Genomic DNA, 25,404 nt, shown 5'->3' with positions numbered 1-25,404 from the left:
AGCGCACATGCCTACGTGGACCCTTCACGGCAACGGCCGGACCGTCGAACCGGGCAAGGTGGTGAAGCCCGACGAGCGACTGAACTGGCCCGCCACGGTCGCGATCGGCGCGCAGCACGTCATCGCGATGTTCGGCGCCACATTCCTCGTGCCGGTGCTCACCGGCTTCCCCGTCTCGACGACCCTGCTCTTCTCGGGCATCGGGACGCTGCTGTTCCTGCTCATCACGAAGAACCGCCTGCCCAGCTACCTGGGCTCCTCATTCGCATTCATCGCCCCGGTGACGGCGGCAACCGCCTCGCAGGGCATCGGCTCGGCGCTCGCCGGCATCGTCGCCGTGGGCGTGCTGCTGGCGGCCGTCGGCTTCATCGTGCAGTTCGCGGGCCTCGGCTGGATCGAGAAGCTCATGCCTCCGGTCGTCGCCGGCGCCATCGTCGCGCTGATCGGATTCAACCTTGCGCCGGTCGCCTGGACGAACTTCCAGCAGGCGCCGATCACCGCGACCATCACGCTGTCCGCCGTGATCCTGTTCAGCGTGCTGTTCCGCGGGTTCCTCGGCCGCATCTCGATCTTCCTCGGCGTGATCGTCGGCTACATCGTCGCGCTGCTGCGCGGCGAGGTCGACTTCAGCGCCGTCGACGAGCTCGTGGCGAACGGGCAGTGGGTGGGCCTGCCGACCTTCGCGTTCCCGACCTTCGGCGACCCAGGAACCTGGAGCGTCATCGCGATGTTCCTGCCGGTCGTGCTCGTGCTCATCGCCGAGAACGTCGGCCACGTTCGCGGCGTCGCGACGATGACCGAGTCGTCGGTCAACCAGTACACGGGTCGCGCCCTGATCGCCGACGGCGCCGCCACCGTGCTCGCCGGCACCTTCGGCGGCTCGGGCACGACGACGTACGGCGAGAACATCGGCGTCATGGCCGCGACCCGCGTGTACTCGACGGCCGCCTACTGGGTCGCGGGACTGTTCGCCATCCTGCTGTCGCTGTCGCCGGTGGTGGGCGCGGTGTTCAACTCGATCCCCGCCGGCGTGCTCGGCGGTGTGACGACCGCGCTGTACGGCCTGATCGGCATCATCGGCATCAAGATCTGGGTCGACAACCGCGTCGACTTCTCGCGCCCGGTGAACCAGTACACCGGCGCCGTCGCGCTCGTCATCGCGATCGCCGGGTTCACGATGCAGTGGGGCGACTTCCAGCTCGGCGCGATCGTGATCGGCGCAGCGGCGGCGCTGCTGATCTACCACCTCGGCAACGCCATCGCCCGCTGGCGCAAGACCGGCGCGGACGATGGCGGCCCGATCCCGGCAGTCGGCCAGCTCGGCGGCGACCCGCAGTAGTCGAACAGCGGATGCCGCCACCCGAGGCCCTTGAGTCCACCTGGGTGGCGACATCCACCGTCCTTCTCGGGTTTGGGGCGCGCCGCGGTCGTTCGGGGCGTGTCGCGCGCGCCCCAAACGGTCGCGGTGCGCCCCAAACCCAGCTGACTCCGGGTCTCCGGGCGACCTCGACCCGTCGTGCAGGGGAATGAAGGGCGGATGCCGGCGGTTCTCATTCGTGTGAATACACAACTCGCGGCGGCCGACCGTCTCTCCGCCGACACGTCGATGGGAGCCGTGACGCTCCTCGTGGGCGACCTGGACGGCATGACGGCGTTCTACCGCGACGTCATCACGCTGCAGGTGCTCGCCGCCGACGGCGACGAGGTCGTGCTCGGACGAGCCGGTCGCGCCGTGGTCGTGCTGCGGCACGAGCCGGCGCTGCGCCACGCGGCGCCCGGCGCGGCGGGCTTGTTCCACACCGCCATCCTCTTCGAGACGCAGGAGGCCCTCGCGGCCGCGCTGTACAGCGTCGCCCAGCACGCCCCGCACACGTTCAGCGGATCGGCCGATCACCTGGTCAGCCAGGCGTTCTACCTGACCGACCCCGAGGGCAACGGCATCGAGCTCTACTGGGACCGCGCCCGCACCGAGTGGTCGTGGACGCACGGCAGCATCGAGATGGCGACCCTTCACCTCGACCCGAACGCCTTCCTGCGCGAGCACCTCACCGAGCGGGCCGCGAGCGGTGCGACGGGTCAGGACGCGGCATCCGTGGGACACGTGCACCTGTCGGTCGGCGACGTCGCGAGTGCCCATGCGTTCTACGTCGACGCGCTGGGGTTCGACCAGACCGCCGCGATGGGCGACCAGGCGCTGTTCGTGAGCGCCGGCGGCTACCACCACCACATGGCGATGAACGTGTGGAACTCGCGCGGTGCCGGACCACGGATGCCGGCGCTCGGCCTCGGCCGCGTCGACCTCGCCCTGCCCGACGCCGACGCCCTCGGCGCCCTCGCCGAGCGCCTGCGGCACCACGGCCTCGAGGCGCGCGACGACGGTCGCACCGTGTCGTTCGACGACCCCTGGCGCAACCTCCTGCAGGCCACCGTCCCGGGCCGCGGCTGACCCAGGATTCCCGGAACCCGCGGTCAGACCGATTCGCGGACGACCAGCTCGGTCTCGAGGATCGTGACGTGCCGCGGATGCCGCCCCGCGAGGAGGTCGAGCAGCACCGTCGCCATGCGCTCCCCCTGCGCGAAGGAGGGCTGGCGCACCGTCGTCAGCTGCGGGATGACGGAGGTCGCCACCGGCGAGTCGTCGAAGCCGATGATCGCGATGTCCTCCGGAACACGAAGGCCCTCCGCCGCGATCACGGTCAGCACGCCGCGCGCCATGAGGTCGCTCGCGACGAAGACCGCGTCGGGCTTCGCACCGGTGGCGAGCACGCGGCGCATCGCGTCTGCACCGCCGTCGGCGGTGAAGTTGCCGTCCTCGATGGCGATCTCGTCGAGGTCCCATGCCGCCAGCGCGTCGCGGTAGCCCTGCAGCCGGTCGACGCCGGCGGGCATGTCGCGGGGACCCGTGATCGTCGCGATGCGCTTGCGGCCGCTCTCGATCAGGTAGACGGTCGCGTCGTAGGCCCCGCGCACGTTGTCGACGTCGACGTAGTAGTCGCGTTCGCGCTCGCGCACCGGGCGGCCGCCGTAGACCACCGGGACGACGCTCGCGATGCGGTCGATGAACGTGTCGCTGGTGTGGTGCGAGACGACGATGGCGCCGTCGACGGCGCCGCTGCGGACGTAGCTCGTAGTCTTGTCGCCCGGGTCATCGCTCGCGATGAAGAGGTTGAGCACGTAGTCCGAGCGGCTCAGGCGGGAGTTGATCCCCGACACGATGGCCGCGAAGAAGGGGTCACCGAAGAACCGTGTGGTGTCTTCGGGGACGATCAGCGCGACCGCGTGGGTCTTCTGGCTCGCCAGCGACCGCGCGGCGCGGTTCGGAACGTAGTTGAGCTCGGCGATCGCTCGCGTCACCGACTGCAGAGCCTCGGGGCTCACCGCCGTCGAGCCGTTCACCACGCGCGACACCGTGGACCGCGAGACCCCCGCCGCTGCGGCGACCTCTTCGATCGTGACTGCCGAACGCATCGCCTCGACGCTCATTCTCTTCCTCCTCCCGGATGCTATGTCCGGGACGCTATGACGTGACGGCCGCCGCGCGCGCGGGCGCCAGGTCGAGGGCGCGGGCGCCGATGATCCGGCGGTACTCGAGAGCGCTGTCCTTCGGCGTGCGCTCCTGCGTGTCGTAGTCGACGCGCACGATGCCGAACCGCTTCTCGTACCCCCACGCCCACTCGAAGTTGTCGAGGAGCGACCAATAGAAGTATCCCCGCACATCGACGCCCGCGTCTGCGGCATCGAGGATCGCGCCGAGGTGACCGCGCAGGAACTCCACGCGGTCGGCGTCGTGCACGCGCTTCTCGGCACCCTCGACGACCAGCTCGTCGTCGTAGGCCGCACCGTTCTCGGTGACATAGAGAACCGTGCAGGCCGACTGCGCGTACTCGTCCCACACCCGGTGCAGCAGCGTGGTGAGGCCCTCGGGCTGCACCTCCCACTGCATGGGGGTGCGGGCAAGGCCGCGCTCGTGCCAGAAGATGCCTTCGTGCGAGGGGTACGGCGAGCGGCCCGGGCGGTCGGTCGGCGCGTCGCCGCCGATCGGCGGGTTCACCGGCTCGTGGCCGCCCACGTACTCGCCGTGGTAGTAGTTGACGCCGAGGGTGTCGATCGGCGTCGCGATCGTCTCGAGGTCGCCCGGACGCACGGCGGACTCCCATGCGGCGACCGCCGCGGCATCCACCTTCCGGATGTCCTCGACGACGTCGGCCGGGTATTCGGCGCGGAAGATCGGGTCGAGGAACCAGCGGTTGAACTGGCCGTCGATGCGGCGCGCGGCGTCGGCGTCGGCCGGGTCGTTCGCGTCGACCGGCTCGGCGACCGTCAGGTTCAGCGTGATGCCGAGCTTGAGCGACGCGTCGCGCGCCCGCAGCTCGCGCACGGCCTGCCCGTGACCGAGCAGCAGGTGGTGCGCGGCCAGGACGCCCTCTTCGACGCTGTAGTGACCCGGCGCGTGCAGGCCGGCGGTGTAGCTCAGGAACGACGAGCACCACGGCTCGTTGAGCGTCGTCCACACGTTCACCCGGTCGCCCAGCGCGTCGTGCATCGTCAGCGCGTACTCGGTGAACAGGTCGGCCGTGTCGCGGTTGGCCCAGCCGCCCTGCTCCTGCAGCGCCTGCGGCAGGTCCCAGTGGTAGAGCGTCAGCCACGGCAGGATGCCGGCATCCAGCAGCTCGTCGGTCAGCCGCTTGTAGAAGTCGACGCCCTGCGGGTTGACCGCGCCGCCGTCGGGCCGCACGCGCGACCACGACGTCGAGAAGCGGTACGTCTGCAGGCCCAGGTGCTTCATGAGCGCCACGTCGCCGGCGTAGCGGTGATAGTGGTCGCACGCCACGTCGCCGTTGTCGCCGTTGATGACCGCGCCCGGCACACGGCAGAAGGCGTCCCAGATGGAGTCACGGCGGCCGTCCTCGTGGGCGGCGCCCTCGATCTGGAAGGCGGCGGTCGCGGCGCCGAACAGGAAGTCCGACGGGAAGGCGCGCGGGATCGCGGTCGTCATGAGGGGGGAGGTCCTCTCTGGATGCATTGAGTTCAGGATGACTGAGGCCGAGCGGAGGCGGAAGGCCTAGCCCTTGACGGCACCGGCCATGATTCCACTCACCAGCTGCTTGCCCGCGAGGGCGAACAGGATGAGCAGCGGGATCGTGGCGAGCAGCACGCCGGCCAGCACGATGGAGTAGTCCACGAAGTAGTTGGACTGCAGCAGCGAGAGCGCGACCGGCAGGGTAGGGCTCTGGCGGTCGAGCACGATGAACGGCCAGAAGAACTGGTTCCACGCGCCGACGAAGGTGAAGAGGAACAGCATCGCGGCCGCGGGACGGGCCGCGGTGACGCCGACCGTCCAGAACGTGCGGATCATGGAGGCCCCGTCCACGCGCGCCGCCTCGATGAGCTCGTCCGGCACGGTCTGCGACAGGTACTGCGTCATCCAGAACACCCCGAACGCGCTGGTGAGCGCGGGGATGATGATGGCGCCGATCTGGCCGGTCCAGCCGAGGTCCGAGAACAGGAGGTACAGCGGCACCACGCCGAGCTGCATGGGCACGGCCATCGTGGCAACCACGAAGGCCAGCAGCCACTTGCCGCCCGGAAAGCGCAGCTTCGCGAACGCCCAGCCGGCGAGCGTCGAGAAGATGACGACGGATGCCGCGATCACGGTCGAGCTGAAGATGGAGTTCCACAGCGCCAGCCAGAAGTTGACGGCCGGGTCGTTGACGACCGCCAGCGCGTTGGCGATGAAGTTGCCGCCCGGCAGCCACGACATGTTCGGGTCGTTGATCGTGGTGGCGTCGCCCGAGCCGATCAGGAACGACCAGTAGTAGGGGAAGATCGCCGAGACGATGACGACTCCGAGGCCGAGGTACACCCAGAACCCGGCGCGGACGCCGCGGATCTTGGTGGTGCGCCGGTTGCGACGCGCGTTGGGGAGGTTCTCCTCGACGACGGCGAGAGGCGGGGTGCTGATGGCGCTCACTGCTGGGCTCCCTTCCGGCGACGGCGGCGCTGGATGACGCCGCGACCGCCCTCGTCGCGCACGAGGCGACGGGTGATGCCGAGGTTGATCAGGCCGATGGCGAGGATGATGATGAACAGGATCCACGCCAGGGCTGCGGCGCGGCCGAAGTTGAACTCGCCCCAGCCGATGTTGTAGAGGTACAGCGTGATCGTCAGCCACTGGTTGGCGGCGCCGCCGCGGCCGAAGGTGTCGAACATGCGCGGCTCGTCGAAGATCTGCAGGCCGCCGATCGTCGAGGTGATGACCACGAAGATGAGCGTCGGCTTCAGCGACGGGAGCGTGATGCTCCAGAACTGGCGGAACGCGTTGGCGCCGTCGACGGTGGCGGCCTCGTAGTACTCGCGCGGCACGGCCTGCATGGCGGCGAGCAGGATCAGGGCGTTGTAGCCCGTCCAGCGGAAGTTGACCATCGTCGCGATGGCGATGTGGCTCCAGAACGGATCCTTGTGCCACGCGATCGGGTCCAGTCCGACGCTGGTGAGGATGTTGTTCACCAGACCGTGGTTGTCGCCGAACATGTTGCTGAAGATCAACGCGACGGCGACCGGGGCCATGACGTACGGGAGCAGGACGCTCATCCGCCAGAAGGTCTTGGCCCGGATGTTGCGGTCGAGCATCGCCGCGATGAACAGGGCGAGCACGATCTGCGGCACCGACGACAGCAGGAAGATGCTGAACGTGTTGCGCAGCGCGACCCAGAAGTCGGCCTGCGACAGGATCCAGATGTACTGGTCGAAGCCGACGAACGTGCCGGAGTTGCGGACGAGGTCCCACTCCTGGAACGAGATGACCGCCGTGTAGACGATCGGGAAGAGTCCCACGATCGCGAACAGGATGAAGAACGGCGAGATGTAGAGGTAGGGCGAGACCTTCAGGTCCCAGCGGCTCATGCGATGGGAGAAGGACAGCACGCGCGGCGCGCGTTCGGGCTTGGGCCGATCGTCCGGCCCCGATGCCGTGGGGCGGGTTGCGGTCGAGGTCACCGGGGGGCTCCGATCCGGGTGGAGAGTGGGCGCTGGAGGCGGAGTGCGTGCGGGCCGCGGGGACCCGCACGCACTCCACTGGTGATGTCAGATCACGTCCGGCGAGCGGACACGATCGTCATCGTCGACCGATCAGAATGCTTCGACTTCGGCGACGTAGGTGTCCCACGAGGTCTGCGCGTCCTCGACACCGTCGAAGACTCGCGTGATGGCGTCCTGCAGCGCGGTGTTGTACTTGAAGTAGTCCGCGCTCTTGTACGGCGTGACCGTGATCGCCTCGGAGCGGTCGGCGAAGATCGAGCCGGTCGGGGCGTCGGCGTAGTACTCGTTGGTCGAGTCCGTGATCGACGGAGCGGCCTGCGCGTCGACCGCGCTCGGGAACGCGCCGACGTTGACGAAGGTCTTCTCCTGCTGCTCCGGAGCGGTCAGCCAGTCGGCGAGGGCGAGAGCCGCCTCGACGTTCTTGCCGTTCGCCGGGACGGTCAGGTACGAGCCACCCCAGTTGCCGCCGCCGTTGGGGAACGCGTTCGCGATCTCCCAGCCGGTGACCTCGGGTGCGTTGCCCGAGATGATGCCGAGCATCCACGGCGGGCACAGCATGGCAGCGAACTCACCGTTGGCCATCGAGGCGTTCCAGTCGTCCGACCACTGGCCCGAGTAGGCCGAGTTCGGGATGCCGCGCTCGACGACGAGGTTGTAGGCCGCCTCGATCTCCGGGTTGGAGGTCGCGACCACGGTGCCGTCGGGCTCGTCGTACGGGAACTCGACCTGGTTGACGATGCCCTGGAACGCCGAGTTGGCGGAGTCGAGCATCGGCTTGCCGGTCGCAGCCTTGTACTGGTCGGCCAGGTCGAAGAAGGTGTCCCAGTCGCCGTCGATCGCCGAGGCGACCTCGTCCGGCGTCGAGGGCAGGCCGGCGGCGGCGAACAGGTCGGCGCGGTAGCAGACCGCCTGCGGTCCGATGTCGGTGCCGAAGCCCACGAGACGCCCATCGGCATCCGTCGCGGCCTCTTCCTTCCATTCGACCCAGCGGCCCTTGGCGCTGTCGGGCACCTCGGCGAGCAGGTCGGAGTACTGCATGGCCTCGGCGAACCAGTCGACCTCGACGGCCTCGATGTCGGCGAGGCCTTCCTTGCCGAGCTTCGCGAAGAAGTTCGTACGGGCGTCGTCGGTGATGGCCGCCTTGTTGTGGACGATCTTCACGTTCGGGTTCTCGTCCATGTACTCCTGGAGGAGTTCATCGTCGTAGCCGAAGTCGTTGAAGGTCGCCAGGGTCAGCGTGATCTCGCCGTCTTCGCTGCCGGCGTCGTCGTTGCCGCCGGCGCAGCCGGCGAGGACGATGGCGGAAGCTGAGAATGCGGCGATTGCCACAGCGCTTCTGCGGAAGGCGCGTGCGTTCACTGTCACTCCTTTGTGTTGTCAGGGTCGTGTGTGTTGCAGGATCGGCTCGGAGGGATCCTCGCCGGTTGGTGTGTTCGTGGGAGCGTTCCCATCGATCGAGACGCCACGCTACGGGAGCGCTCCCACGAAGTCAAGGGAGCGCTCCCACGGTTTGATCACGGTTGCGTCACGAGCTCTGCGGCAGGCGGTCGATACGACGGATGCCGGGGCCCGTAGACTGGAGGGGACCCCTGCCCGCGACATCCGGCGTTTCGACTCCTCGCTGCGCTCGTCGCTCAACGACTGATATCTGCGGCCCGCGGCCGCCAGGAGGATTCGGATGCCCACCATCGTCGTCGACGTCATGCCCAAGGCCGAGCTTCTGGACCCGCAGGGGAAGGCCGTCTCGGGCGCATTCGCCCGGCTCGGGGTCTCCGACTTCAGCGCGGTGCGCATCGGCAAGCGGTTCGAGCTCACCGTCGAGGGCGAGGTCACCGACGAGGTGCTCGCCGAGGCGCAGCGCATCGCCGACGAGATCCTGTCGAACGCGGTGATCGAGGACGTCGTCGGCATCGAGGTCGTGGAATGACCGCCCGCATCGGGGTCATCACCTTCCCCGGCTCGCTCGACGACCGTGACGCCCAGCGCGCGATCGAGATCGCCGGCGGCGAGCCCGTCGCCCTCTGGCACGGCTCTCACGACCTCGACGGTGTCGACGGACTCGTGCTGCCGGGCGGCTTCAGCTACGGCGACTACCTGCGCGCGGGAGCGATAGCGGCCCTCGCGCCGGTCATGTCGGAAGTGAAGGATGCCGCGGCGCAGGGCATGCCCATCCTCGGCATCTGCAACGGCTTCCAGATGCTCGTCGAGGCGCACCTGCTCCCGGGCGGCCTGATCCGCAACGCGCACCAGCAGTTCATCCGCCGCGACCAGCGCCTCCGCGTCGAGAACAACGACACGGCATGGACGCATGAATTCGCCTCCGGCCAGGAGATCGTGATCCCGCTGAAGAACGCCGACGGCGGTTACATCGCCTCCGAGAGCGAGCTCGATCGCCTCGAGGGCGAGGGTCTCGTGGTGTTCCGGTACGTCGGAGTGAACCCCAACGGATCGCTCCGCGACATCGCCGGCATCGCCAACGAGCGCGGCAATGTGGTCGGCCTCATGCCCCACCCCGAGCACGCAGTCGAGCCGGGCTTCGGTCCCGACACCGCGGCCGCCATGCGGTCGGGCGTCGACGGCCTGTCGTTCTTCACCTCGGCCATCGCGGCCGTGGTGGCACAGGCCGCCTGACCACCGGCATCCGCCGGCGAGCGACCGGAAGCGCGCGCGTCAGACGGTGCCCGCCGGCGGCCACACGCCGATGATGAGCGCCATCACGACGATCGTCACGAGCTCGTGCGCGATGTTCAGCACCGTCAGCGAGGACGGCCGGCCCTCGAAGGCGTCGTGCGTTATGAACCTCGCCGCGGTGAAGCCGGCCCATAGGATGACGCCGGTCGCCAGCGCCGACCAGACGTAGCTGCCGCCGTAGAAGTGCCACGCGATCGAGGAGGCGCCGGCGAGCACCCAGGCGGTCACGAAGCTGACGATGACGGTCACGACGATCGGTACGACGGCGGTCGCTCCGGGCCGGTCCATGTCGACGTTCGCGAGCTTCGCCCATCGGGTGCCGAACACCTTCGGGGTGTACCAGATGGAGCCGACGACCATGCTCGACGCCGTCGCGATGAGCACCGCCCAGTAGTTGATCTCGGGAACCACGACCGCCTCCTCTTTCCGGGGCGCCGCTCGGACAGCGGTGTCCGCTGGGCGAGAGCCTAGCGCCGCCCGGCGACGCCGGCCCGTCGCCTCGCCGGTAACGTGGATGGTGTGAGCAGTGACATCCGCGCCCTCGTCGTCAGCGTCCCGACCGAAGAACTCGCCGCAGATCTCGGGGAGCTCCCCGCCGGCGTCGAGCTGGTGGTGTGGCCGATGGATGGCCCCGCTCCGCGCGACCGGCTCGACATCGTCGTGCCGCCGTACATGTCGATGGCGCGCGTGCTCGAGCGCCTCGAGGGCGTCGACGTCGGTCTCGTGCAGGGTCAGTCGATCGGCTTCGACGGCGTCGCCGACATCCTTCCCGCGGGCCTGCGCTTCGCCAACGCGGCATCCGTGCACGAGACCTCCACGGCTGAACTGGCCGTGGGCCTCGCGATCGCGGCGCAGCGGCACATCGACGCTTTCGCGGTCGACACTGCGGCGGGGCGCTGGGCGCCCGTCTTCGCGCAGAGCCTCGCCGACCGCCGCGTGCTGCTGCTCGGCTACGGTGGCGTGGGCAAGGCGGTCGCCGCGCGCCTCGCGCCGTTCGAGGTGGAGCTCACGGCGGTGGCCTCCCGCGCCCGCGACGAGGACGGCGCGCACGGCGTGGACCATGTGCACGGGGTGGACGAGCTGCCCGAACTGCTCCCCCGCGCCGAGATCGTGATCCTGACGCTGCCCGGCGGCGACGCCACCCGGCACATCGTGGACGATGCGTTCCTGGCCTCGCTGCCCGACGGCGCGCTCATCGTCAACGTCGGGCGCGGCTCGCTCATCGACACCGAGGCGCTCGTCGACCACATCCGTCGCGGACGGATCCGCGCCGCGCTCGACGTGACCGACCCCGAGCCGCTTACGGACGGGCACCCGCTGTGGAGCCTTCCCGGCGTGCTCATCGCGCCGCATGTCGGCGGCGCCTCAAGTGCGATGCTCCCCCGCGTCGCGAAGCTGGTGCGCACGCAGATCGAGCGCCTCGTCGCCGGCGAGACGCCGATCAACGTCGTCCTCGGCGACTGAAGCGTGCACCCCGGTCGTTGAGCGAGCGAGGAACGAGCGAGACGAAACGCCCCGCACCCCCGGTCGTTGAGCGAGCGAGGAACGAGCGAGACGAAACGCGCCGCACCCGGCGCAGCGGCACGGCTCGAGGCGCTTCGTCTCGGTCGCTGGCGCTCCCTCCCTCCCTCCTTCAACGACCGGTGGTGCGACGTGTTCGACTCGCTCAACGACCAGTGAGTGGGCGCTCCGCGTGTCGTCACCGGTGGTCGATGTCGGCGCCCGACCAGACATCGCTGCACTCGACCTCGACCACGCCGTGGGTGACGAGATACGGTCGTGCGCCGCGGTCACCGTCCAGCGCGGCGGACAGCGCGGCGAAGTGCGAGAGGGTGATCGCCGCGGGATGCCCAGGCACGCCGCCATAGACGGCCTGACCGAGGAGCGCTTCCCGACGAAGCGTCGCAATCACTCGACGAACGACGGATGCCGGCGCATCGGGAGCGTCGACGGGCATCACGACGACGGCGTCGAACGCCGCAGCACCCGTGGACCTGGAGTTCCGGTCGTTGGGCGAGCGAGGAACGAGCGAGACGAAACGCCCCGCACCCGCCGCAGACCGTCGGCTCGGTGACGAGGTCAGGCGGTGAAGACCGTGTGCACGTCGCCGACGACCTCGCGCCCGCCGAGCGCGGTCAGCTCCACGAGCACCGCCGTGCCGACGACGACGCCGCCGAGCTCGGCGACGAGCTGGTGCGCGGCGACCAGGGTGCCGCCCGTGGCGAGCACGTCGTCGACCAGCAGCACGCGGCTGCCTCCGGCGATGTCGTCGTGCGCCTCGATCGTCGCGGTCCCGTACTCGAGCGCGTAGGTGATGGATGCCGCGGGCAGCGGCAGCTTGCCGGCCTTGCGGATCGGCACCAGGCCCGCTCCGGCCTCCATCGCGGCCGCGCCAGCGAGCAGGAACCCGCGGGCTTCGACGCCGGCGACGACGTCGAACGAGCCCTCGAACGGCGCGATCATCGCGTGGATGACGGTGCGCAGGGCCCGGGCATCCGCCAGCAGGGGCGTGATGTCGCGGAACTGCACACCCGGCTCGGGGTAATCGGGGATCGTTCGGATCAGGGACTCGGCGCGCGTGAGGGCTTCGGACAGCACCCGCCCACCCTACGCCCGGGCCCGATTCCCGCCGCCTCCGCGCCTTCGCCATCACCGCGCCGCATCCGCGCCTTCGCCACCACCGCACCGCATCCGGCGCCCGCGTCGTTCCTCAACTGAGGAGCGGTGCCGGACTGAGGGGCCGACCACGGCGTTTCGGCCCTCACATCGGCCCTGTTCCTCAGTTGAGGAACGCCGGCCGGCTCGACGTCACACTGTAAGCGCTTGCAGTACACTGGTCGGATGACTTCCGCAGAGACCGCTGAGCGCACGGACGCGTTCCTCGCCCCCGTCGGCGGCGAGTGGTGGCGCACCGCCGTCATCTACCAGATCTACCCCCGCTCCTTCGCAGACGCATCGGGCGACGGCATCGGCGACCTGCCGGGCATCACCTCGCACCTCGACGACCTCGCCCACCTCGGCATCGACGCGATCTGGCTGAGCCCGTTCCAGCGGTCGCCGCAGAAGGACGCCGGCTACGACGTCAGCGACTACTGCGACGTCGACCCGCTGTTCGGCACGCTGGCAGACTTCGACGCGATGCTCGCCGGTGCCCATGACCGCGGCATCCGAGTCATCGTCGACCTCGTCCCCAACCACTCCTCCGACCAGCACGAGTGGTTCCAGCAGGCGCTGGCCGCCGCGCCCGGCAGCCCCGAGCGCGGGCGCTACATGTTCCGCGACGGGAAGGGCGCGCACAGCGAACTGCCCCCGAACAACTGGGAGTCCGTCTTCGGTGGCCCCGCCTGGACGCGCATCGTCGAGGCCGATGGCCGCCCCGGCCAGTGGTACCTGCACCTGTTCGACTCGTCGCAGCCCGACTTCGACTGGTCGAACGAGGAGGTGCGCGAGGAGTTCCGCCGCATCCTTCGCTTCTGGCTCGACCGGGGCGTCGACGGCTTCCGCGTCGACGTGGCGCACGGCCTCGTCAAGGCCGAGGGCCTGCCGGACTACATCCCCGACCCGGAGGCCGGGTCGATGGGCGGCGAAGAGGAGAACGTGCCCTACTGGGGCCAGGATGCCGTGCACGAGGTGTACCGCGACTGGCGCAAGATCCTCGAGGACTACCAGGGCGACCGCGCCCTCGCCGCAGAGGCGTGGCTGCCGACCGCCGCGCGCACAGCCGAATGGGTGCGCTCGGACGAGATGCACCAGGCCTTCAACTTCCCCTACCTGCAGACCGAGTGGAACGCCGCGGACCTCCGCGAGGTCATCGACGTGTCACTGCAGGCGTTCCCCGGTGTCGGTGCGCCGAGCACGTGGGTGCTGTCGAACCACGACGTCGTGCGCCACGCCTCGCGACTCGCGCTCACGGCCGAGAACCCGCAGGGTCACGGCATCGGCCCGGAGTCGCCGGGTCAGCCGATCCCCGAGGTGGGTCTGGCCCGCGCCCGCGCCGCCACGACGCTCATGCTGGCCCTCCCGGGCTCGGCCTACCTGTACCAGGGCGAGGAGCTCGGCCTGCCCGAGGTCATCGACATCCCGGGCGACGCTCGTCAGGACCCAACCTGGTTCCGCACGAACGGCGAGCGGTACGGCCGCGACGGCTGCCGCGTGCCGATCCCGTGGAACGCGGATGCCCCGGCCTACGGCTTCAACGAGAGCGGCGCGTCGTGGCTGCCGCAGCCGGCCGACTGGGCGACGCTCGCGCGCGACGTGCAGTCCGGCGTCGAGGGATCCACGCTCGAGCTGTACCGCACCCTCCTCGCGGAGCGCCGTGCGCGATCGCTGGGCGCCGGCTCGCTCGAGTGGGTCCACGGCTACGGAACGGATGCCGTCGCATTCCGCAACGGGAATGTCACGGTCGTCGCGAACACCGGTTCCACGCCGATCGCGCTCCCGGGCGGTATCGTGATCGCGGCGAGCGGTCCGGTCGCAGGCGGGGAGCTCCCGGCCGACACGACCGTCTGGGTGACGAACGACTGAGCCGGCGTGACTCCCGGCTCCGCGGGGCCGGGAGTGCGCACGCAGCGCCGTGAGCGCGAGGAAGAGGTGACGACGTGGTCAGCATCGACGAGGTCGCCCGCCAGGCGGGCGTCTCGACGGCGACCGTCTCGCGCGCGCTGAGCGGACGCGGCCACGTCTCGGCCGGGGCCAAGGCCAAGGTCGAAGCAGCTGCCAAGAGCCTCGGCTACGTGGTGTCGGCCTCGGCCTCGAGCCTGGCCTCGGGACGCACGCGCAACATCGGCGTGCTGGTGCCCTTCCTCGACCGCTGGTTCTTCTCGACGGTGCTGAGCGGCATCGCGTCGGCGCTCATGCGCCGCGGCTACGACATCACGCTATACAGCCTCACCGCCGATCGCGCCGAGCGCCACGACATCTTCGACACGTTCCTCCGACGTCAGCGCGTGGACGGCGTCATCGCGATCTCGCTGGAGCTCGGCGAGGAGGAGACCGAGCGCCTCGTCGCGCTCGACCTGCCGGTCATCGCCATCGGCGGACCCAACCCGCGCCTGACCACCCTGACGGTCGACGACGTCGCGGTCGCGCGCCTGGCCACCGAGCACCTGCTCGCCCTCGGACACCGTGCGATCGCGCACATCGGCGCGAGCCCCGAGTTCGACATCGACTTCCACATCCCCACGCAGCGCCGGCAGGGCTTCGAGCAGGCGCTGGCGGATGCCGGCATCACCGTCAGCCCGTCGCTGTTCGAGCCTGCCGACTTCACCATCGAGGGCGGCTTCCGCGCCGCCAAGCAGCTGCTCGGCAAGCCCGGCGGCCGGCCCACGGCGATCTTCGCGGCCTCGGACGAGATGGCGATCGGCGCGCTTCTGGCCGCGCGGGAACTCGGCTACCGCGTGCCCGAGGACCTGTCGGTGATCGGCATCGACGGCCACGAGCTCGGCGAGTTCTTCCGCCTCACGACGGTCGACCAGTTCCCCCTCGGGCAGGGCGAGCGCGCCGCCGACGCGATCCTCGAGGCGCTCGAGTCGACGGATGCCGAGACGCCGACGCACCGCCCGGGCGAGCTGCCGTTCGAGCTCATCGTGCGCGGCACGACCGCCCGCCTCCCCTCCTGACGCCTCCCCTCCGGACGCCTTACTCCCCGGCCCCGACGTCTCGCCCTCCTGGCTGCACGTCGATTCACGCCCATCTTCTTCGTTCACTTGCGCGCGATGTGCGGCGGTTCCCGCGGTTGCGGCGGGACGTCCACGGACGTCCAGGGACGTCCCGGGCGGTGCCCGCGTCGTGCCCGCGGATAGGCTCGACCCCATGACCCTCGACCTCGAAGCGCTCTACATCGATCTGCACCGGCATCCGGAGCTGTCCTTCCAGGAGACCCGCACGGCGGGGGTGATCACGCAGCACCTCACGGAGCTCGGCGTCGAGTTCGAGGAGGGCATCGGCAAGACCGGCATCGCGTCCGTTATCCGCAACGGCGAGGGCCCCGTGGTGTGGCTGCGCGCCGACATGGACGCCCTCCCGGTGCCCGAGCAGACCGGCCTCGAGTACGCCAGCACCGCGCGCGGCACCGACCCGTCCGGCAACGACGTGCCGGTGATGCACGCCTGCGGCCACGACATGCACGTCACCGCGCTGCTCGGCGCACTGGAGCGCCTGGTCGCCACGAAGGACGAGTGGTCGGGCACGATCGTCGCCGTCTTCCAGCCCGCCGAGGAGTACGGCGCCGGCTCGCAGGCGATGATCGCCGACGGCGTGCTCAACCGGTTCCCGAGGCCCGACATCGTGCTCGGCCAGCACGTCACGCCGCTTCCCTCGGGAACCATCGGCGTGCGCAGCGGCACGCAGATGGCGGCATCCGACGGGCTGACGGTGACACTGCTGGGCCGTGGCGGCCACGGCTCGCGGCCCCAGGCCACCATCGACCCGGTGGTGATGGCGGCAGCCACCGTCATGCGGCTGCAGACGATCGTCTCGCGCGAGGTCGACCCGCGCGACGTCGCGGTCGTCACCGTCGGCTCGATCCACGCGGGGCTGAAGAACAACATCATCCCGGCCGAGGCGAAGCTCGAGCTGAGCCTGCGCTACCCCGACGACGAGGCCCGCGCCCGGGTGCTCGAGAAGGTCGAGCGCATCGTGCGCGCCGAGGCGCAGGCGTCGGGTGCCGAGGAGCCTCCGGTCCTCGTCACCGACCACACCCTCCCGCCGACCATCAACGACGTCCACGCCACCGCACGCCTCGTGCTCGCGTTCGATGCCGCGTTCGGCGAGGGAACGGTCATCGACCCCGGCATGTTCACCGGCAGCGAGGACGTGTCGTGGTTCGCGCGCGAGGCCGGCGTGCCGCTGGTGTTCTGGTTCTGGGGCGGCGCCGACCCGGTCGCGTTCGCCGAGGCGTTCGCCGCCGGGACCGTCGAGCGCGACATCCCCACGAACCACTCGCCGTTCTTCGCACCGGTGCTCCAGCCGACGCTCAGCCGCGGCGTCGAGGCGCTCGTGGTCGCCGCGCGCGAGTTCCTGGACACGCCCGCGGACTGATCCTGCCGGCTGTTCCTCAGACACCGGATGCGGATGCCGCGCCCGGCGGCCCGGCATCCGGCTCCTCGGGCTCGCGGGCGTCGACGACACGCTGACCCGAGACGATGCCGGGCAGCCCGCGACCGTCGGTGGTGAACACCAGCACCACCGAGAGGCCCGCGAACACGGTGGCCACGAACGTCCACGCGCCCGGCAGGGCGATGAGCACGAGCCAGCCGCCGATCCCGCCGAGGAAGCGGAGGAAGCGGGCGAGCCCGACGGGCAGCGGCCCGCCCGCGAAGCGCAGCTGGACGGCATGGTCGCCCACGGTGCCTCCGGTCGCGAGCGTGACGACGAGCCACACCGCGATCGGCGTCGCGCCGCCGACCAGACTCGCGGCCGCCCCATCCTGCACGGCCGCCTCCGCGCCGAGCAGATACAGCGTCAGCTGCACCACCACGACGACCGACAGGCTGAGCAGCCAGGCGGCGAGCCCGTCGCACACCATGCCGAGCAGACGCCGGCCGCACGTGACCGGCTGCGGCTCGCCGGCGTCCGGCAGTCGCGGCGATCCCCGCAGGCGGCGCGGCACGGCCAGCGCGAGCAGTGAGCCGAGGACGGCGCCGAGGGTGTTGGTGAGCAGATCGCCGACGTCGAACACCCGGTAGGCGCACGGATAGAGGCCCCAGACGCCCGTGAGCTGCGTGACCTCGACGAAGGCCGACAGCGCGAAGCCCACGACGACGGCTGTGCCGACGCCGCGATCGCTGAGCACGCGGATGAAGAAGCCCAGCGGCACGAACAGCAGCACGTTCAGCAGCAGCTGCGCGACGGCGGGATCGGTGGCCGCCGCGGCGCCCCTGCGGGCGAGAGCTCCCCGCACCTCCGCCGCGAGCCCCGTCACATCGACGTTGACGCCCGCGCAGCGGATCGCGTCGGGGTCGGGCAGCGGCAGCAGCGTGTAGGTCCAGATCGCCATCACGGCGACCAGTGCCGCGCCCCACAGCAGGAACCGTCCTACGCCGAAGCCGCCGCGCCGGCGGAAGCTGAGCGCGACGAAGGGCACGAACACCAGCACCCCGACGACCACCCCGAGGGTGATCGCGAGCACGGCGAGGATGATCCGGTCCTCCACCCCTCGAGTGTCCCAGAGAGGCCGCTGCATGGATTTCGTGAGGATGCCCGTCCTGATGCGTCCTCACGAACTCCTCACGAGTAACCTGGCCCGCCGTGACGAACGAAAGCCGCGAGCCGTCGGTGGACGAGGCGCCGAAGGCGAAGCGCCTCATCCTGGGCGACCCTCTGGCGTCCACCGACACCGACGAGCACCTGCTCCCCAAGAAGATGGCGCTGCCGATCTTCGCCTCCGACGCGCTGTCGTCCGTCGCGTACGCCCCGCAGGAGCTCCTGCTCATCCTGCTGACCGGAGGCCTCGCGTTCCTCGCGTTCGCCCCCTGGATCGCGGCCGCGGTCGTGGTGCTGCTGCTCGTCGTCGTGATCAGCTACCGGCAGCTCATCAAGGCCTATCCGTCGGGCGGCGGCGACTACGAGGTCGCCCGCAAGAACCTCGGCGAGATCCCCGGCGTGATCGTGGCCTCCGCCCTCGCGGTCGACTACGCCCTCACCGTGGCGGTGTCGGTCGCCTCGGGCGTCGACAACATCATCTCGGCGCTTCCGGGCCTCAACCCGTTCCGCGTCGAGCTGGCAGTGGGCTTCGTCATCCTCATCGTCGTGATGAACCTACGGGGCGTCCGCGAGGCCTCCCGCGCGTTCGCGATCCCGACGTACATCTTCATCGGGTCGGTCGGCGTCATGATCATCGTGGGGTTGTTCCAGGTCGTGATGGGCAACCCGCCCGTGGCCTCGAGCGCCCACTACGCGGTCGAGACCCAGGACCTCACGCAGGCGGCGGTCATCCTGCTCGTGCTGCGGGCGTTCTCGAGCGGCTGCTCCGCCCTGACGGGTGTCGAGGCCGTCTCGAACGGCGTGCCGGCGTTCCGCACGCCGAAGGTGCGCAATGCGCAGACCACCCTCGCGCTCATGGGCGGGATCGCCATCCTGCTCTTCGCGGGCCTCACCGCGATCGCCCTGGTGTCGGGCGTGCACTATGCAGAGAACCCGTGCGACCTCATCGGCTTCGACTGCTCGAACCCGCAGCCGAGCCTCATGGCACAGGTCTCGTCGGCGGTGTTCGGCATGAACTCGGTCCCGTTCTTCGTCATCCAGGCGGCGACCGCGATCGTCCTCCTGCTCGCCGCGAACACGGCGTTCAACGGCTTCCCCCTGCTGGGATCCGTCCTCTCGCGCGATGGCTATGCACCGAAGGCCCTGAACACCCGGGGCGACCGCCTGGTGTACTCCAACGGCATGATCATCCTGGGTCTCGTCGCCATCGGCGTGCTCATCGTCTACCAGGCGAACCTCACCAACCTGATCCAGCTGTACATCATCGGCGTCTTCGTCTCGTTCACGCTCGGTCAGATCGGCATGATCCGGCACTGGCGGCGCGGCCTGAAAGCGATCCGCAGCCTTCCCGCCGACGAGCGCAGCGGCAAGGCGGTCCGCACCGAGCTGTTCGGGCTGCGCAAGGGCCTCTTCATCAACTCGCTCGGCGCCACGATGACGGCATCCGTCCTCATCATCGTGACCATCACGAAGTTCACGCACGGGGCGTGGCTGATCTTCCTCGCGATCCCGATCCTGTCGTTCCTCATGATCGGCGTGCACCGCTACTACCGCGACGTCGACCACGAGATCGCCATGGACGACCGCACTCACTTCGGCTCCACCGGCGATGTCGCCCTGATCCTGGTCAACAAGCTGCAGAAGCCGGTCGTGAAGGCGGTCGACTACGCGCTCGCCGCGAAGCACGACAAGACGTTCGCCGTGCACATCTCGGTGACGAAGGAGGACGCGGAGGCCCTCGAGGCGGAATGGCGGGCGCACCGCATGCCGATCCCGCTGAAGATCGTCGAGTCGCCGTATCGCACCTACGCGAGCCCGATCGCCGAGTTCGTCAAGAAGTACCGCGAGCAGCACGGATCGGCGGTGATCACCGTCTACCTGCCGCAGTACATCGTCGGCCACTGGTGGGAGTCGCTCCTGCACAACCGGCGGGCGCGGCGCATCGCACAGCAGCTCATGCTCGTGCACGGCGTCTCGATCACGCTCGTGCCCTGGCTGCTGGACTCGTCCGAGCTCATCTACGGCCGGCGCTCCCGCGCGCTTCCCGGCGACGACCGCGCGGGACGGCTCGCGGTGCCCGAGGTGCACCGCGCGGCCCGGCGCGCCATCCGCCCGGCCGGGCCGCCCGAGAGGGCGGACGCCGACGAGCCGTCGGTGCCCGCCGCCACACCCTGACCGCGGGAGGCCGCCGCGCGAACCCGGCGCCGAGAGGCGGCATCCCGCGTAGCCTTGAAGGGTGACCACTCCCTCACCTGCACCCTCGCCGGCCGTGCTCCCGGACGCCTCGGCGCTCCGCGAGGACTTCCCGCTGCTCGGCGAGCGCGTCAACGGCGAACGCCTGGTCTACCTCGACTCCGGCGCGACGAGCCAGAAGCCTCAGGCGGTCATCGACGCGGAGGTCGATTTCCTCACGCGCGCGAACTCCGCCGTCCATCGCGGCGCGCACACGCTCGCCGCCGAGGCGACGGAGCTGTTCGAGGACGCCCGCACCACCGTCGCCGGGTTCGTCGGCGCGCGGCCCGAGCAGCTCGTCTGGACGAGCGGCGCCACCGCCGGGCTCAACCTCGTCGCCTACGCGATCGGCAACGCCTCGGTGGGTCGCGGCGCCCCGCAGAGCGCCCGGTTCGCGCTGCGCCCGGGCGACGAGATCGTGGTGACCGAGAGCGAGCACCACGCCAACCTCATCCCGTGGCAGGAACTGGCCGCCCGCACCGGCGCGGTGCTGCGTCACATCCCGGTCCACGACGACGGGACGCTGGACATGGATGCCGCCGCCGACGTCATCGGCGAGCGCACGCGCGTCGTCTCCTTCACGCACGTCTCGAACGTGCTGGGCATTGTGAATCCGGTGGACGAGCTCGTCGCCCTCGCCCGCGCCGTCGATGCGGTGACCGTGCTCGACGCCTGCCAGTCGGCTCCCCACCTGCCGCTCGACCTTCCCGCACTCGATGTCGACGTCGCCGTCTTCTCGGGCCACAAGATGCTCGGCCCGTACGGCATCGGCGGCCTCTACGGGCGCGCCGAGGTGCTCGAAGCGCTGCCGCCGTTCCTCACCGGCGGCTCGATGATCACGACGGTGACGCTCGACGAGGCTGCGTACCTGCCGCCGCCGCAGCGGTTCGAGGCCGGCACGCAGCCGGTGTCGCAGGCGATCGGCCTGGCGGCCGCGGTCCGCTACCTCGACGGCGTCGGGATGCGCGCGGTGCACGCGCACGAGAAGCAGCTGGAAGCCCGCATGGGCGAGGGGCTGCGGTCGATCCCCGGCATCCGCCTGCTCGGCGACGCGCCCGGCGCGGACCGGGTCGGGCTGTGGTCGTTCGACGTCGACGGCGTGCATGCGCACGACGTCGGGCAGTTCCTCGACGCGCGCGGCGTCGCGGTGCGCGTCGGGCACCACTGCGCGCAGCCGCTGCACCGCCGGCTCGGTCTCACCGCCTCCGTCCGCGCATCGACGGCGCTGTACAACACCGTCGACGACGTGGACGTGTTCCTCGACGCCCTGTCGGGCGTGCGCTCGTTCTTCGAGGCCGGCGCATGAGCGGGCTGGAGTCGCTGTACCAGGAGCTGATCCTCGACCACTCCAAGCGCCCGCACGGCAAGGGACTCGCCGACGAAGCCGCCGAGGGCACTGCTCCCGGCAGCCGCGTCGCGACCTCGTATCAGCGCAACCCGATCTGCGGTGACGAGATCACGCTCCGCGTGCGTCTGTCCGGCGACGGCACCACCGTCGACGAGGTGACGTGGGACGGCGCCGGCTGCTCCATCTCGCAGGCGTCGGCATCGATGCTCGCCGCTCTGATCGAGGAGGAGGAGGAGCGGATGCCGCGGGCCGAGGCATCCGCGCTCGTCGAAGGCTTCCGCGAGGCGCTGCGATCGCGCGGCGAGATCCCGCTCGACGAAGAGGTCTTCGGCGACGCCGCCGCGCTCTCGGGCGTCTCGAAGTTCACGGCGAGGGTGAAGTGCGCGATGCTCGCGTGGGTGGCGTTCGAGGACGCCGTCTCGCGCGCCTGACCGGCTGTCCCGGCCTCAGCCGGCGACCGGGTGCGTGCGGTGCACGGTGATGTCGCCGTAGCCGGTGCGCGCGTACAGCTCCAGCGAGGCCTCGCCCTCGACCGGGCCGGTGGCGGCGGCCAGCTCGTTGCGCACCGACGCGTGCCGGCTCGACGCGTCGAGCCAGACGGCGGTGCCCGAGCGGATGCCGAGCGTCACCGCGCCGTACGACGCCTCGACCCGCGCCGTCCCACCGTTGAGGTCGCCGATACGCACCGGTCCGTAGGCCGAGCGGACGGTCAGCGCCGGCCCGGGATCGCCGAGATGGACGACCCCGCTCGACGTCGCGATGTCGGCGACCCCTGACACGGATCCGACGTCGATGCCGGCATCCGATCCCTTCAGTCTCAGCGCGCCGTCGACGATGCCGATGCGCGCGCGGCCCGAGCTGATGCTGACGTCCGCGTCGCCGCGCACGTGCTCGACGCGCAGCTCGCCGTGGCCGAGACCGAGGTCGGCGCGACCGGTGCGTTCGAGAGTGGCGTCGCCGTAGTCGAGGGCGATGCGCGCGGTGCCGACGGCCCCCGCGACGCGGATCGAGCCGTACTTGAGCGCCAGCGACACGTCGGAGCCGGTGGGCACGCGCACGGAGACGTCGACGGAATCGCCCGAGCCGAAGAGCGTGAAGCGCGTCGGCCCGACGATGCGCAGGTCGGAGCCGGAGTGGATCACCCGCACGGCGTCGGCGGCGCTGCGGTCTCCGCCCCGGTGGGGGTTGGCGGGGCCGATCTCGACGGCGAGGTCACGACGCGACTCCGCGATGACGTCGATGCGCCCCATCTGCAGCTCGATGCGCAGGGCCGCCGGACCCGGCGCCGGGAACGTCTTCATCAGCGCACCCCCTTCATCAGCGCACCCAGCCGGTGTACGACGAGCTCGCGTGGACCAGAGCGCCGGGCGCGGGATCGAGTGACGTCATCACGGCGCGCACGAGCCAGGCGTTGAGCGACACGCCCTCGGCCGCGGCGGCGGCCTCGGCGCGCGTCTTGAGCGAGTCCGGCAGGCGCAGCGTCGTGCGCGCCGTGGCGTCATCGGCGTCGTCGGCCGGCCCCGCGGTGGCGCCCGTCGACAGCGCAATGGGTCCGCTGCCGGCCACGGCCGTCTCGACGGCCGTCTCCGCTTCGGGGCGCGAGACGATGAAGTCGACCTCGCGGCCGCGCAGGCGCACATCGACAGATCCGGGCGCGAGCTGGCGGGTGACCTCGCCCGCCGCCTCGGACAGCGCTTCGAGGATGGCCAGGCGGGCCGCCGGCTCCAGTGCCGCCGCGAGTCGCTCCGCGATCTCGGCGGTCTCGGCGCCGCCGGCGGACGCGACGGCGGCGAGCTGACGCTGGAGCTCCTCGACGTGCGGAGTGATCTGCATGACGTCATCGTGACACCACTCTGACGTCACGTCAACGTCGATGCTCGCCGTGTCAGGGGATCGTGAGGGCCCGCACGCAGGACGTTCGGATTCCGTGAGGACGGCGCCCGCGACGCGGGCGAGGGAGTTGCATCGAATCCGGGTCCGCTGCACCGCGGACCGCCGTGCGGCGTCGCCGCCGGATCGCACCCACCCGGGGAGTCCCTGTGCTCGATGTCATCTACCTCGTCGCGACGCTCGCGCTGTTCGCGCTCGTCGGCCTGATCGCGAAGGGAGCGGAGAGACTGTGATCGTCTTCTCGCTCGTGGGCGCCGTCCTGGGCATCGCCGCGATCATCTACCTCGTCGTCGCGCTCGTGAAGCCCGAGAGGTTCTGATGGACTCCGCCACCGTATGGACCGGCGTCCTCCAGATCGCCACGGTCTTCCTCATCCTCGCGCTCCTGTACCGCCCGCTCGGCGACGGGATCGCCCACATCTACACCGCCGACAAGAACTGGCGCGTCGAGCGCGGCGCGTATCGACTGATGGGCGTGGACCCGGGGTCCGAGCAGACGTGGCAGGCCTACGTCCGCGGCGTCCTGGCCTTCTCGGCGGTCGGCGTGCTCTTCGTGTACGCGCTGCAGCGCTTCCAGGGCGTGCTGCCCTACTCCCTCGGCCTGCCCGCCGTGCCCGAGGGTCTCGCCTTCAACACCGCGGTGTCGTTCGTCACCAACACCAACTGGCAGTCGTACTCCCCCGAGCTGACGCTGGGGTACACGGTGCAGCTCGCAGGACTGGCGGTGCAGAACTTCGTCTCGGCCGCCGTCGGCATCTCGGTCGCGATCGCGCTCGTGCGCGGGTTCTCACGCCGCGGATCGGCGACCATCGGCAACTTCTGGGTCGACCTCACGCGCGGCATCACCCGGCTGCTGCTGCCACTCGCCCTGCTCTCGGCTATCGCGCTGATGATCGCGGGAGTGGTCCAGAACTTCAACGGCTTCACCGAGGTGGGAACGATCACCGGCGGCACGCAGCTGATCCCCGGCGGACCAGTCGCGTCGCAGGAGGCGATCAAGGAGCTCGGCACGAACGGCGGCGGCTTCTTCAACGCCAACTCCGCGCACCCGTTCGAGAACCCGACTCCCTGGTCGAGCGTGCTCGAGATCCTGCTGCTCCTGGCGATCCCTGTCGCCCTTCCGCGCGCCTTCGGCCGCATGGTGGGCGACAATCGACAGGGCTACGCCATCCTCGCCGCCATGGGCTCGATCGCGGTCGTGTCGATCGCTGCGGTGACCTGGCTCGAGTCGCTGGGCCTCGGCACCGCACCGCAGCTCGCGGGCTCGGCGATGGAGGGCAAGGAGGTCCGCTTCGGCATCTTCGGCTCGACGCTGTTCGCCGGCGCCACCACACTGACCTCGACGGGTGCCGTCAACTCGATGCACGACTCGTACACGGCTCTCGGCGGCATGATCCCGATGATCAACATGATGCTCGGCGAGATCGCCCCCGGCGGCGTCGGATCAGGCCTCTACGGCATGCTCGTGCTCGCCGTCATCGCCGTGTTCGTCGGGGGCCTGCTCGTCGGACGCACGCCCGAGTACCTGGGCAAGAAGATCGGCCCGACCCAGATCAAGCTCGCGAGCCTGTACATCCTGGTCACGCCGACGCTCGTGCTGACCGGCACCGCGCTGAGCTTCGCGATCCCCGGGATCCGCGACGACGTCGAGTCGACGTCGATCTGGAACCCGGGCGTGCACGGGCTCGGAGAGGTGCTCTACGCGTTCACCTCGGCGGCCAACAACAACGGGTCGGCCTTCGCGGGGCTCACGGCGAACACGCCGTGGCTGAACACCGCGCTCGGCGTCGCGATGCTGCTCGGGCGGTTCATCCCGATCGTGCTGGTGCTGGCGCTGGCCGGCTCGCTCGCCGCCCAGAAGTCCGTGCCCTCCACCATGGGCACACTCCCCACCCATCGTCCGCAGTTCGTCGGCCTGCTGGCCGTCGTCGCGGTCGTCATCACCGCACTCACGTATTTCCCCGTTCTCACGCTGGGTCCCCTGGCGGAAGGGCTCGTCTGACT

25 protein-coding genes are annotated in these 25,404 nt (G+C 70.3%); 14 read left to right on the top strand and 11 right to left on the bottom strand.

Annotated features, from left to right (window positions below):
- Positions 1 to 7: 7 nt before the first annotated feature.
- Complete coding sequence (locus tag MRBLWS13_RS13280) at positions 8 to 1,339, top strand: solute carrier family 23 protein (RefSeq protein ID WP_349425823.1); 1,332 nt, start codon at positions 8 to 10, stop codon at positions 1,337 to 1,339.
- Between the two features lie 267 nt (positions 1,340 to 1,606).
- Positions 1,607 to 2,446 (top strand): VOC family protein, encoded by an 840-nt coding sequence (locus MRBLWS13_RS13275; protein ID WP_349429059.1) that lies wholly within the window; start codon positions 1,607 to 1,609, stop codon positions 2,444 to 2,446.
- Positions 2,447 to 2,469: 23 nt separating this feature from the next.
- On the opposite strand, the gene MRBLWS13_RS13270 is transcribed toward MRBLWS13_RS13275, so the two are convergent.
- From MRBLWS13_RS13270 to MRBLWS13_RS13250, 5 genes are all read right to left on the bottom strand, one after another.
- Positions 2,470 to 3,483: a LacI family DNA-binding transcriptional regulator gene (locus MRBLWS13_RS13270; RefSeq protein ID WP_349425822.1), complete on the bottom strand. Its 1,014-nt coding sequence runs from the start codon at positions 3,481 to 3,483 to the stop codon at positions 2,470 to 2,472.
- 34 nt (positions 3,484 to 3,517) lie between these two features.
- Positions 3,518 to 4,996, bottom strand: coding sequence for a family 1 glycosylhydrolase (locus MRBLWS13_RS13265; protein ID WP_349425821.1), 1,479 nt, complete (start codon positions 4,994 to 4,996; stop codon positions 3,518 to 3,520).
- A 66-nt stretch (positions 4,997 to 5,062) separates the two neighbouring features.
- Entirely contained in the window at positions 5,063 to 5,971 is a 909-nt protein-coding gene (locus MRBLWS13_RS13260; RefSeq protein WP_349425820.1) for a carbohydrate ABC transporter permease, read from the bottom strand.
- Positions 5,968 to 6,996, bottom strand: coding sequence for a sugar ABC transporter permease (locus MRBLWS13_RS13255; protein ID WP_349425819.1), 1,029 nt, complete (start codon positions 6,994 to 6,996; stop codon positions 5,968 to 5,970). Before MRBLWS13_RS13255 ends, MRBLWS13_RS13260 begins: the two co-directional genes overlap by 4 nt.
- A gap of 132 nt (positions 6,997 to 7,128) precedes the next feature.
- A complete protein-coding gene (locus MRBLWS13_RS13250; protein WP_349425818.1) occupies positions 7,129 to 8,367 on the bottom strand; it encodes an ABC transporter substrate-binding protein in 1,239 nt (412 codons plus the stop codon).
- Between the two features lie 349 nt (positions 8,368 to 8,716).
- On the opposite strand from MRBLWS13_RS13250, the gene purS reads away from it, so the two are divergent.
- Together purS and purQ are read left to right on the top strand one after the other, a co-directional pair.
- Entirely contained in the window at positions 8,717 to 8,965 is a 249-nt protein-coding gene (gene purS, locus MRBLWS13_RS13245; RefSeq protein ID WP_194412072.1) for a phosphoribosylformylglycinamidine synthase subunit PurS, read from the top strand.
- Complete coding sequence (gene purQ, locus MRBLWS13_RS13240) at positions 8,962 to 9,669, top strand: phosphoribosylformylglycinamidine synthase subunit PurQ (protein ID WP_349425817.1); 708 nt, start codon at positions 8,962 to 8,964, stop codon at positions 9,667 to 9,669. The genes purS and purQ overlap by 4 nt, the downstream gene beginning before the upstream one ends.
- 39 nt (positions 9,670 to 9,708) lie before the next feature.
- Here purQ and MRBLWS13_RS13235 read toward each other — a convergent pair whose 3' ends face one another.
- Positions 9,709 to 10,140 (bottom strand): DUF1761 domain-containing protein, encoded by a 432-nt coding sequence (locus MRBLWS13_RS13235; RefSeq protein WP_349425816.1) that lies wholly within the window; start codon positions 10,138 to 10,140, stop codon positions 9,709 to 9,711.
- Between the two features lie 108 nt (positions 10,141 to 10,248).
- Between MRBLWS13_RS13235 and MRBLWS13_RS13230 the strand changes: the two genes are divergently transcribed.
- On the top strand, positions 10,249 to 11,193 hold the full coding sequence (locus MRBLWS13_RS13230) for a 2-hydroxyacid dehydrogenase (protein ID WP_349425815.1): 945 nt from the start codon (positions 10,249 to 10,251) through the stop codon (positions 11,191 to 11,193).
- 235 nt (positions 11,194 to 11,428) lie between these two features.
- On the opposite strand, the gene MRBLWS13_RS13225 is transcribed toward MRBLWS13_RS13230, so the two are convergent.
- On the bottom strand, positions 11,429 to 11,686 hold the full coding sequence (locus tag MRBLWS13_RS13225; protein ID WP_349429058.1) for a hypothetical protein: 258 nt from the start codon (positions 11,684 to 11,686) through the stop codon (positions 11,429 to 11,431).
- A gap of 122 nt (positions 11,687 to 11,808) precedes the next feature.
- The gene (locus MRBLWS13_RS13220) at positions 11,809 to 12,327 is read right to left on the bottom strand and encodes an adenine phosphoribosyltransferase (RefSeq protein WP_349425814.1); all 519 of its coding nucleotides are present in this window, start codon (positions 12,325 to 12,327) and stop codon (positions 11,809 to 11,811) included.
- 243 nt (positions 12,328 to 12,570) lie between these two features.
- Here MRBLWS13_RS13220 and MRBLWS13_RS13215 point away from each other — a divergent pair, with 243 nt between their 5' ends.
- The 3 genes from MRBLWS13_RS13215 (at position 12,571) to MRBLWS13_RS13205 (ending at position 16,767) form a co-directional block, all read left to right on the top strand.
- Positions 12,571 to 14,253, top strand: coding sequence for an alpha-amylase family glycosyl hydrolase (locus MRBLWS13_RS13215; RefSeq protein ID WP_349425813.1), 1,683 nt, complete (start codon positions 12,571 to 12,573; stop codon positions 14,251 to 14,253).
- 74 nt (positions 14,254 to 14,327) lie between these two features.
- Positions 14,328 to 15,347, top strand: coding sequence for a LacI family DNA-binding transcriptional regulator (locus MRBLWS13_RS13210; protein WP_349425812.1), 1,020 nt, complete (start codon positions 14,328 to 14,330; stop codon positions 15,345 to 15,347).
- 193 nt (positions 15,348 to 15,540) lie between these two features.
- Positions 15,541 to 16,767 carry an amidohydrolase gene (locus tag MRBLWS13_RS13205; RefSeq protein ID WP_349425811.1) on the top strand — a complete coding sequence of 409 codons (1,227 nt, stop codon included), beginning with the start codon at positions 15,541 to 15,543 and terminating at the stop codon, positions 16,765 to 16,767.
- Positions 16,768 to 16,783: 16 nt separating this feature from the next.
- Here the strand turns inward: MRBLWS13_RS13205 and MRBLWS13_RS13200 are convergent, their stop codons facing one another.
- Complete coding sequence (locus MRBLWS13_RS13200) at positions 16,784 to 17,881, bottom strand: VanZ family protein (RefSeq protein ID WP_349425810.1); 1,098 nt, start codon at positions 17,879 to 17,881, stop codon at positions 16,784 to 16,786.
- A gap of 209 nt (positions 17,882 to 18,090) precedes the next feature.
- Between MRBLWS13_RS13200 and MRBLWS13_RS13195 the strand changes: the two genes are divergently transcribed.
- From MRBLWS13_RS13195 to sufU, 3 genes are all read left to right on the top strand, one after another.
- A complete protein-coding gene (locus MRBLWS13_RS13195) occupies positions 18,091 to 20,106 on the top strand; it encodes an APC family permease (RefSeq protein WP_349429057.1) in 2,016 nt (671 codons plus the stop codon).
- A 61-nt stretch (positions 20,107 to 20,167) separates the two neighbouring features.
- On the top strand, positions 20,168 to 21,469 hold the full coding sequence (locus MRBLWS13_RS13190; protein WP_349425809.1) for a cysteine desulfurase: 1,302 nt from the start codon (positions 20,168 to 20,170) through the stop codon (positions 21,467 to 21,469).
- Positions 21,466 to 21,942 carry a Fe-S cluster assembly sulfur transfer protein SufU gene (sufU, locus tag MRBLWS13_RS13185; RefSeq protein ID WP_349425808.1) on the top strand — a complete coding sequence of 159 codons (477 nt, stop codon included), beginning with the start codon at positions 21,466 to 21,468 and terminating at the stop codon, positions 21,940 to 21,942. Before MRBLWS13_RS13190 ends, sufU begins: the two co-directional genes overlap by 4 nt.
- A 15-nt stretch (positions 21,943 to 21,957) precedes the next feature.
- Here the strand turns inward: sufU and MRBLWS13_RS13180 are convergent, their stop codons facing one another.
- Both MRBLWS13_RS13180 and MRBLWS13_RS13175 read right to left on the bottom strand, forming a co-directional pair.
- Entirely contained in the window at positions 21,958 to 22,812 is an 855-nt protein-coding gene (locus MRBLWS13_RS13180) for a DUF4097 family beta strand repeat-containing protein (RefSeq protein WP_349425807.1), read from the bottom strand.
- 16 nt (positions 22,813 to 22,828) lie between these two features.
- Positions 22,829 to 23,344: a toxin-antitoxin system HicB family antitoxin gene (locus MRBLWS13_RS13175; RefSeq protein ID WP_349425806.1), complete on the bottom strand. Its 516-nt coding sequence runs from the start codon at positions 23,342 to 23,344 to the stop codon at positions 22,829 to 22,831.
- Positions 23,345 to 23,508: 164 nt separating this feature from the next.
- Here MRBLWS13_RS13175 and MRBLWS13_RS13170 point away from each other — a divergent pair, with 164 nt between their 5' ends.
- From MRBLWS13_RS13170 to kdpA, 3 genes are read left to right on the top strand one after another with little or no spacing between them, the layout of a single operon-like run.
- A complete protein-coding gene (locus tag MRBLWS13_RS13170; protein WP_349425805.1) occupies positions 23,509 to 23,634 on the top strand; it encodes a hypothetical protein in 126 nt (41 codons plus the stop codon).
- Complete coding sequence (locus tag MRBLWS13_RS13165) at positions 23,631 to 23,720, top strand: potassium-transporting ATPase subunit F (protein WP_349425804.1); 90 nt, start codon at positions 23,631 to 23,633, stop codon at positions 23,718 to 23,720. The genes MRBLWS13_RS13170 and MRBLWS13_RS13165 overlap by 4 nt, the downstream gene beginning before the upstream one ends.
- Entirely contained in the window at positions 23,720 to 25,402 is a 1,683-nt protein-coding gene (gene kdpA / locus MRBLWS13_RS13160) for a potassium-transporting ATPase subunit KdpA (RefSeq protein ID WP_349425803.1), read from the top strand. The genes MRBLWS13_RS13165 and kdpA overlap by 1 nt, the downstream gene beginning before the upstream one ends.
- The last annotated feature ends 2 nt before the right edge of the window (positions 25,403 to 25,404 follow it).

This window comes from Microbacterium sp. LWS13-1.2, assembly GCF_040144835.1.
Taxonomy (GTDB): Bacteria; Actinomycetota; Actinomycetes; order Actinomycetales; family Microbacteriaceae; genus Microbacterium.
Note: the sequence above shows the minus strand (reverse complement) of the source record. Positions and strands in the feature narration are given on the sequence as shown.

Coding starts and splice junctions, on each gene's coding strand:
- MRBLWS13_RS13280 (WP_349425823.1), top strand. CDS start 8: ATGCCTACGTGGACCCTTCACGGCAACGGCCGGACCGTCGAACCGGGC.
- MRBLWS13_RS13275 (WP_349429059.1), top strand. CDS start 1,607: ATGGGAGCCGTGACGCTCCTCGTGGGCGACCTGGACGGCATGACGGCG.
- MRBLWS13_RS13270 (WP_349425822.1), bottom strand. CDS start 3,483: ATGAGCGTCGAGGCGATGCGTTCGGCAGTCACGATCGAAGAGGTCGCC.
- MRBLWS13_RS13265 (WP_349425821.1), bottom strand. CDS start 4,996: ATGACGACCGCGATCCCGCGCGCCTTCCCGTCGGACTTCCTGTTCGGC.
- purS (WP_194412072.1), top strand. CDS start 8,717: ATGCCCACCATCGTCGTCGACGTCATGCCCAAGGCCGAGCTTCTGGAC.
- purQ (WP_349425817.1), top strand. CDS start 8,962: ATGACCGCCCGCATCGGGGTCATCACCTTCCCCGGCTCGCTCGACGAC.
- MRBLWS13_RS13225 (WP_349429058.1), bottom strand. CDS start 11,686: ATGCCCGTCGACGCTCCCGATGCGCCGGCATCCGTCGTTCGTCGAGTG.
- MRBLWS13_RS13215 (WP_349425813.1), top strand. CDS start 12,571: ATGACTTCCGCAGAGACCGCTGAGCGCACGGACGCGTTCCTCGCCCCC.
- MRBLWS13_RS13205 (WP_349425811.1), top strand. CDS start 15,541: ATGACCCTCGACCTCGAAGCGCTCTACATCGATCTGCACCGGCATCCG.
- MRBLWS13_RS13195 (WP_349429057.1), top strand. CDS start 18,091: ATGGCGCTGCCGATCTTCGCCTCCGACGCGCTGTCGTCCGTCGCGTAC.
- sufU (WP_349425808.1), top strand. CDS start 21,466: ATGAGCGGGCTGGAGTCGCTGTACCAGGAGCTGATCCTCGACCACTCC.
- MRBLWS13_RS13180 (WP_349425807.1), bottom strand. CDS start 22,812: ATGAAGACGTTCCCGGCGCCGGGTCCGGCGGCCCTGCGCATCGAGCTG.
- MRBLWS13_RS13175 (WP_349425806.1), bottom strand. CDS start 23,344: ATGCAGATCACTCCGCACGTCGAGGAGCTCCAGCGTCAGCTCGCCGCC.
- kdpA (WP_349425803.1), top strand. CDS start 23,720: ATGGACTCCGCCACCGTATGGACCGGCGTCCTCCAGATCGCCACGGTC.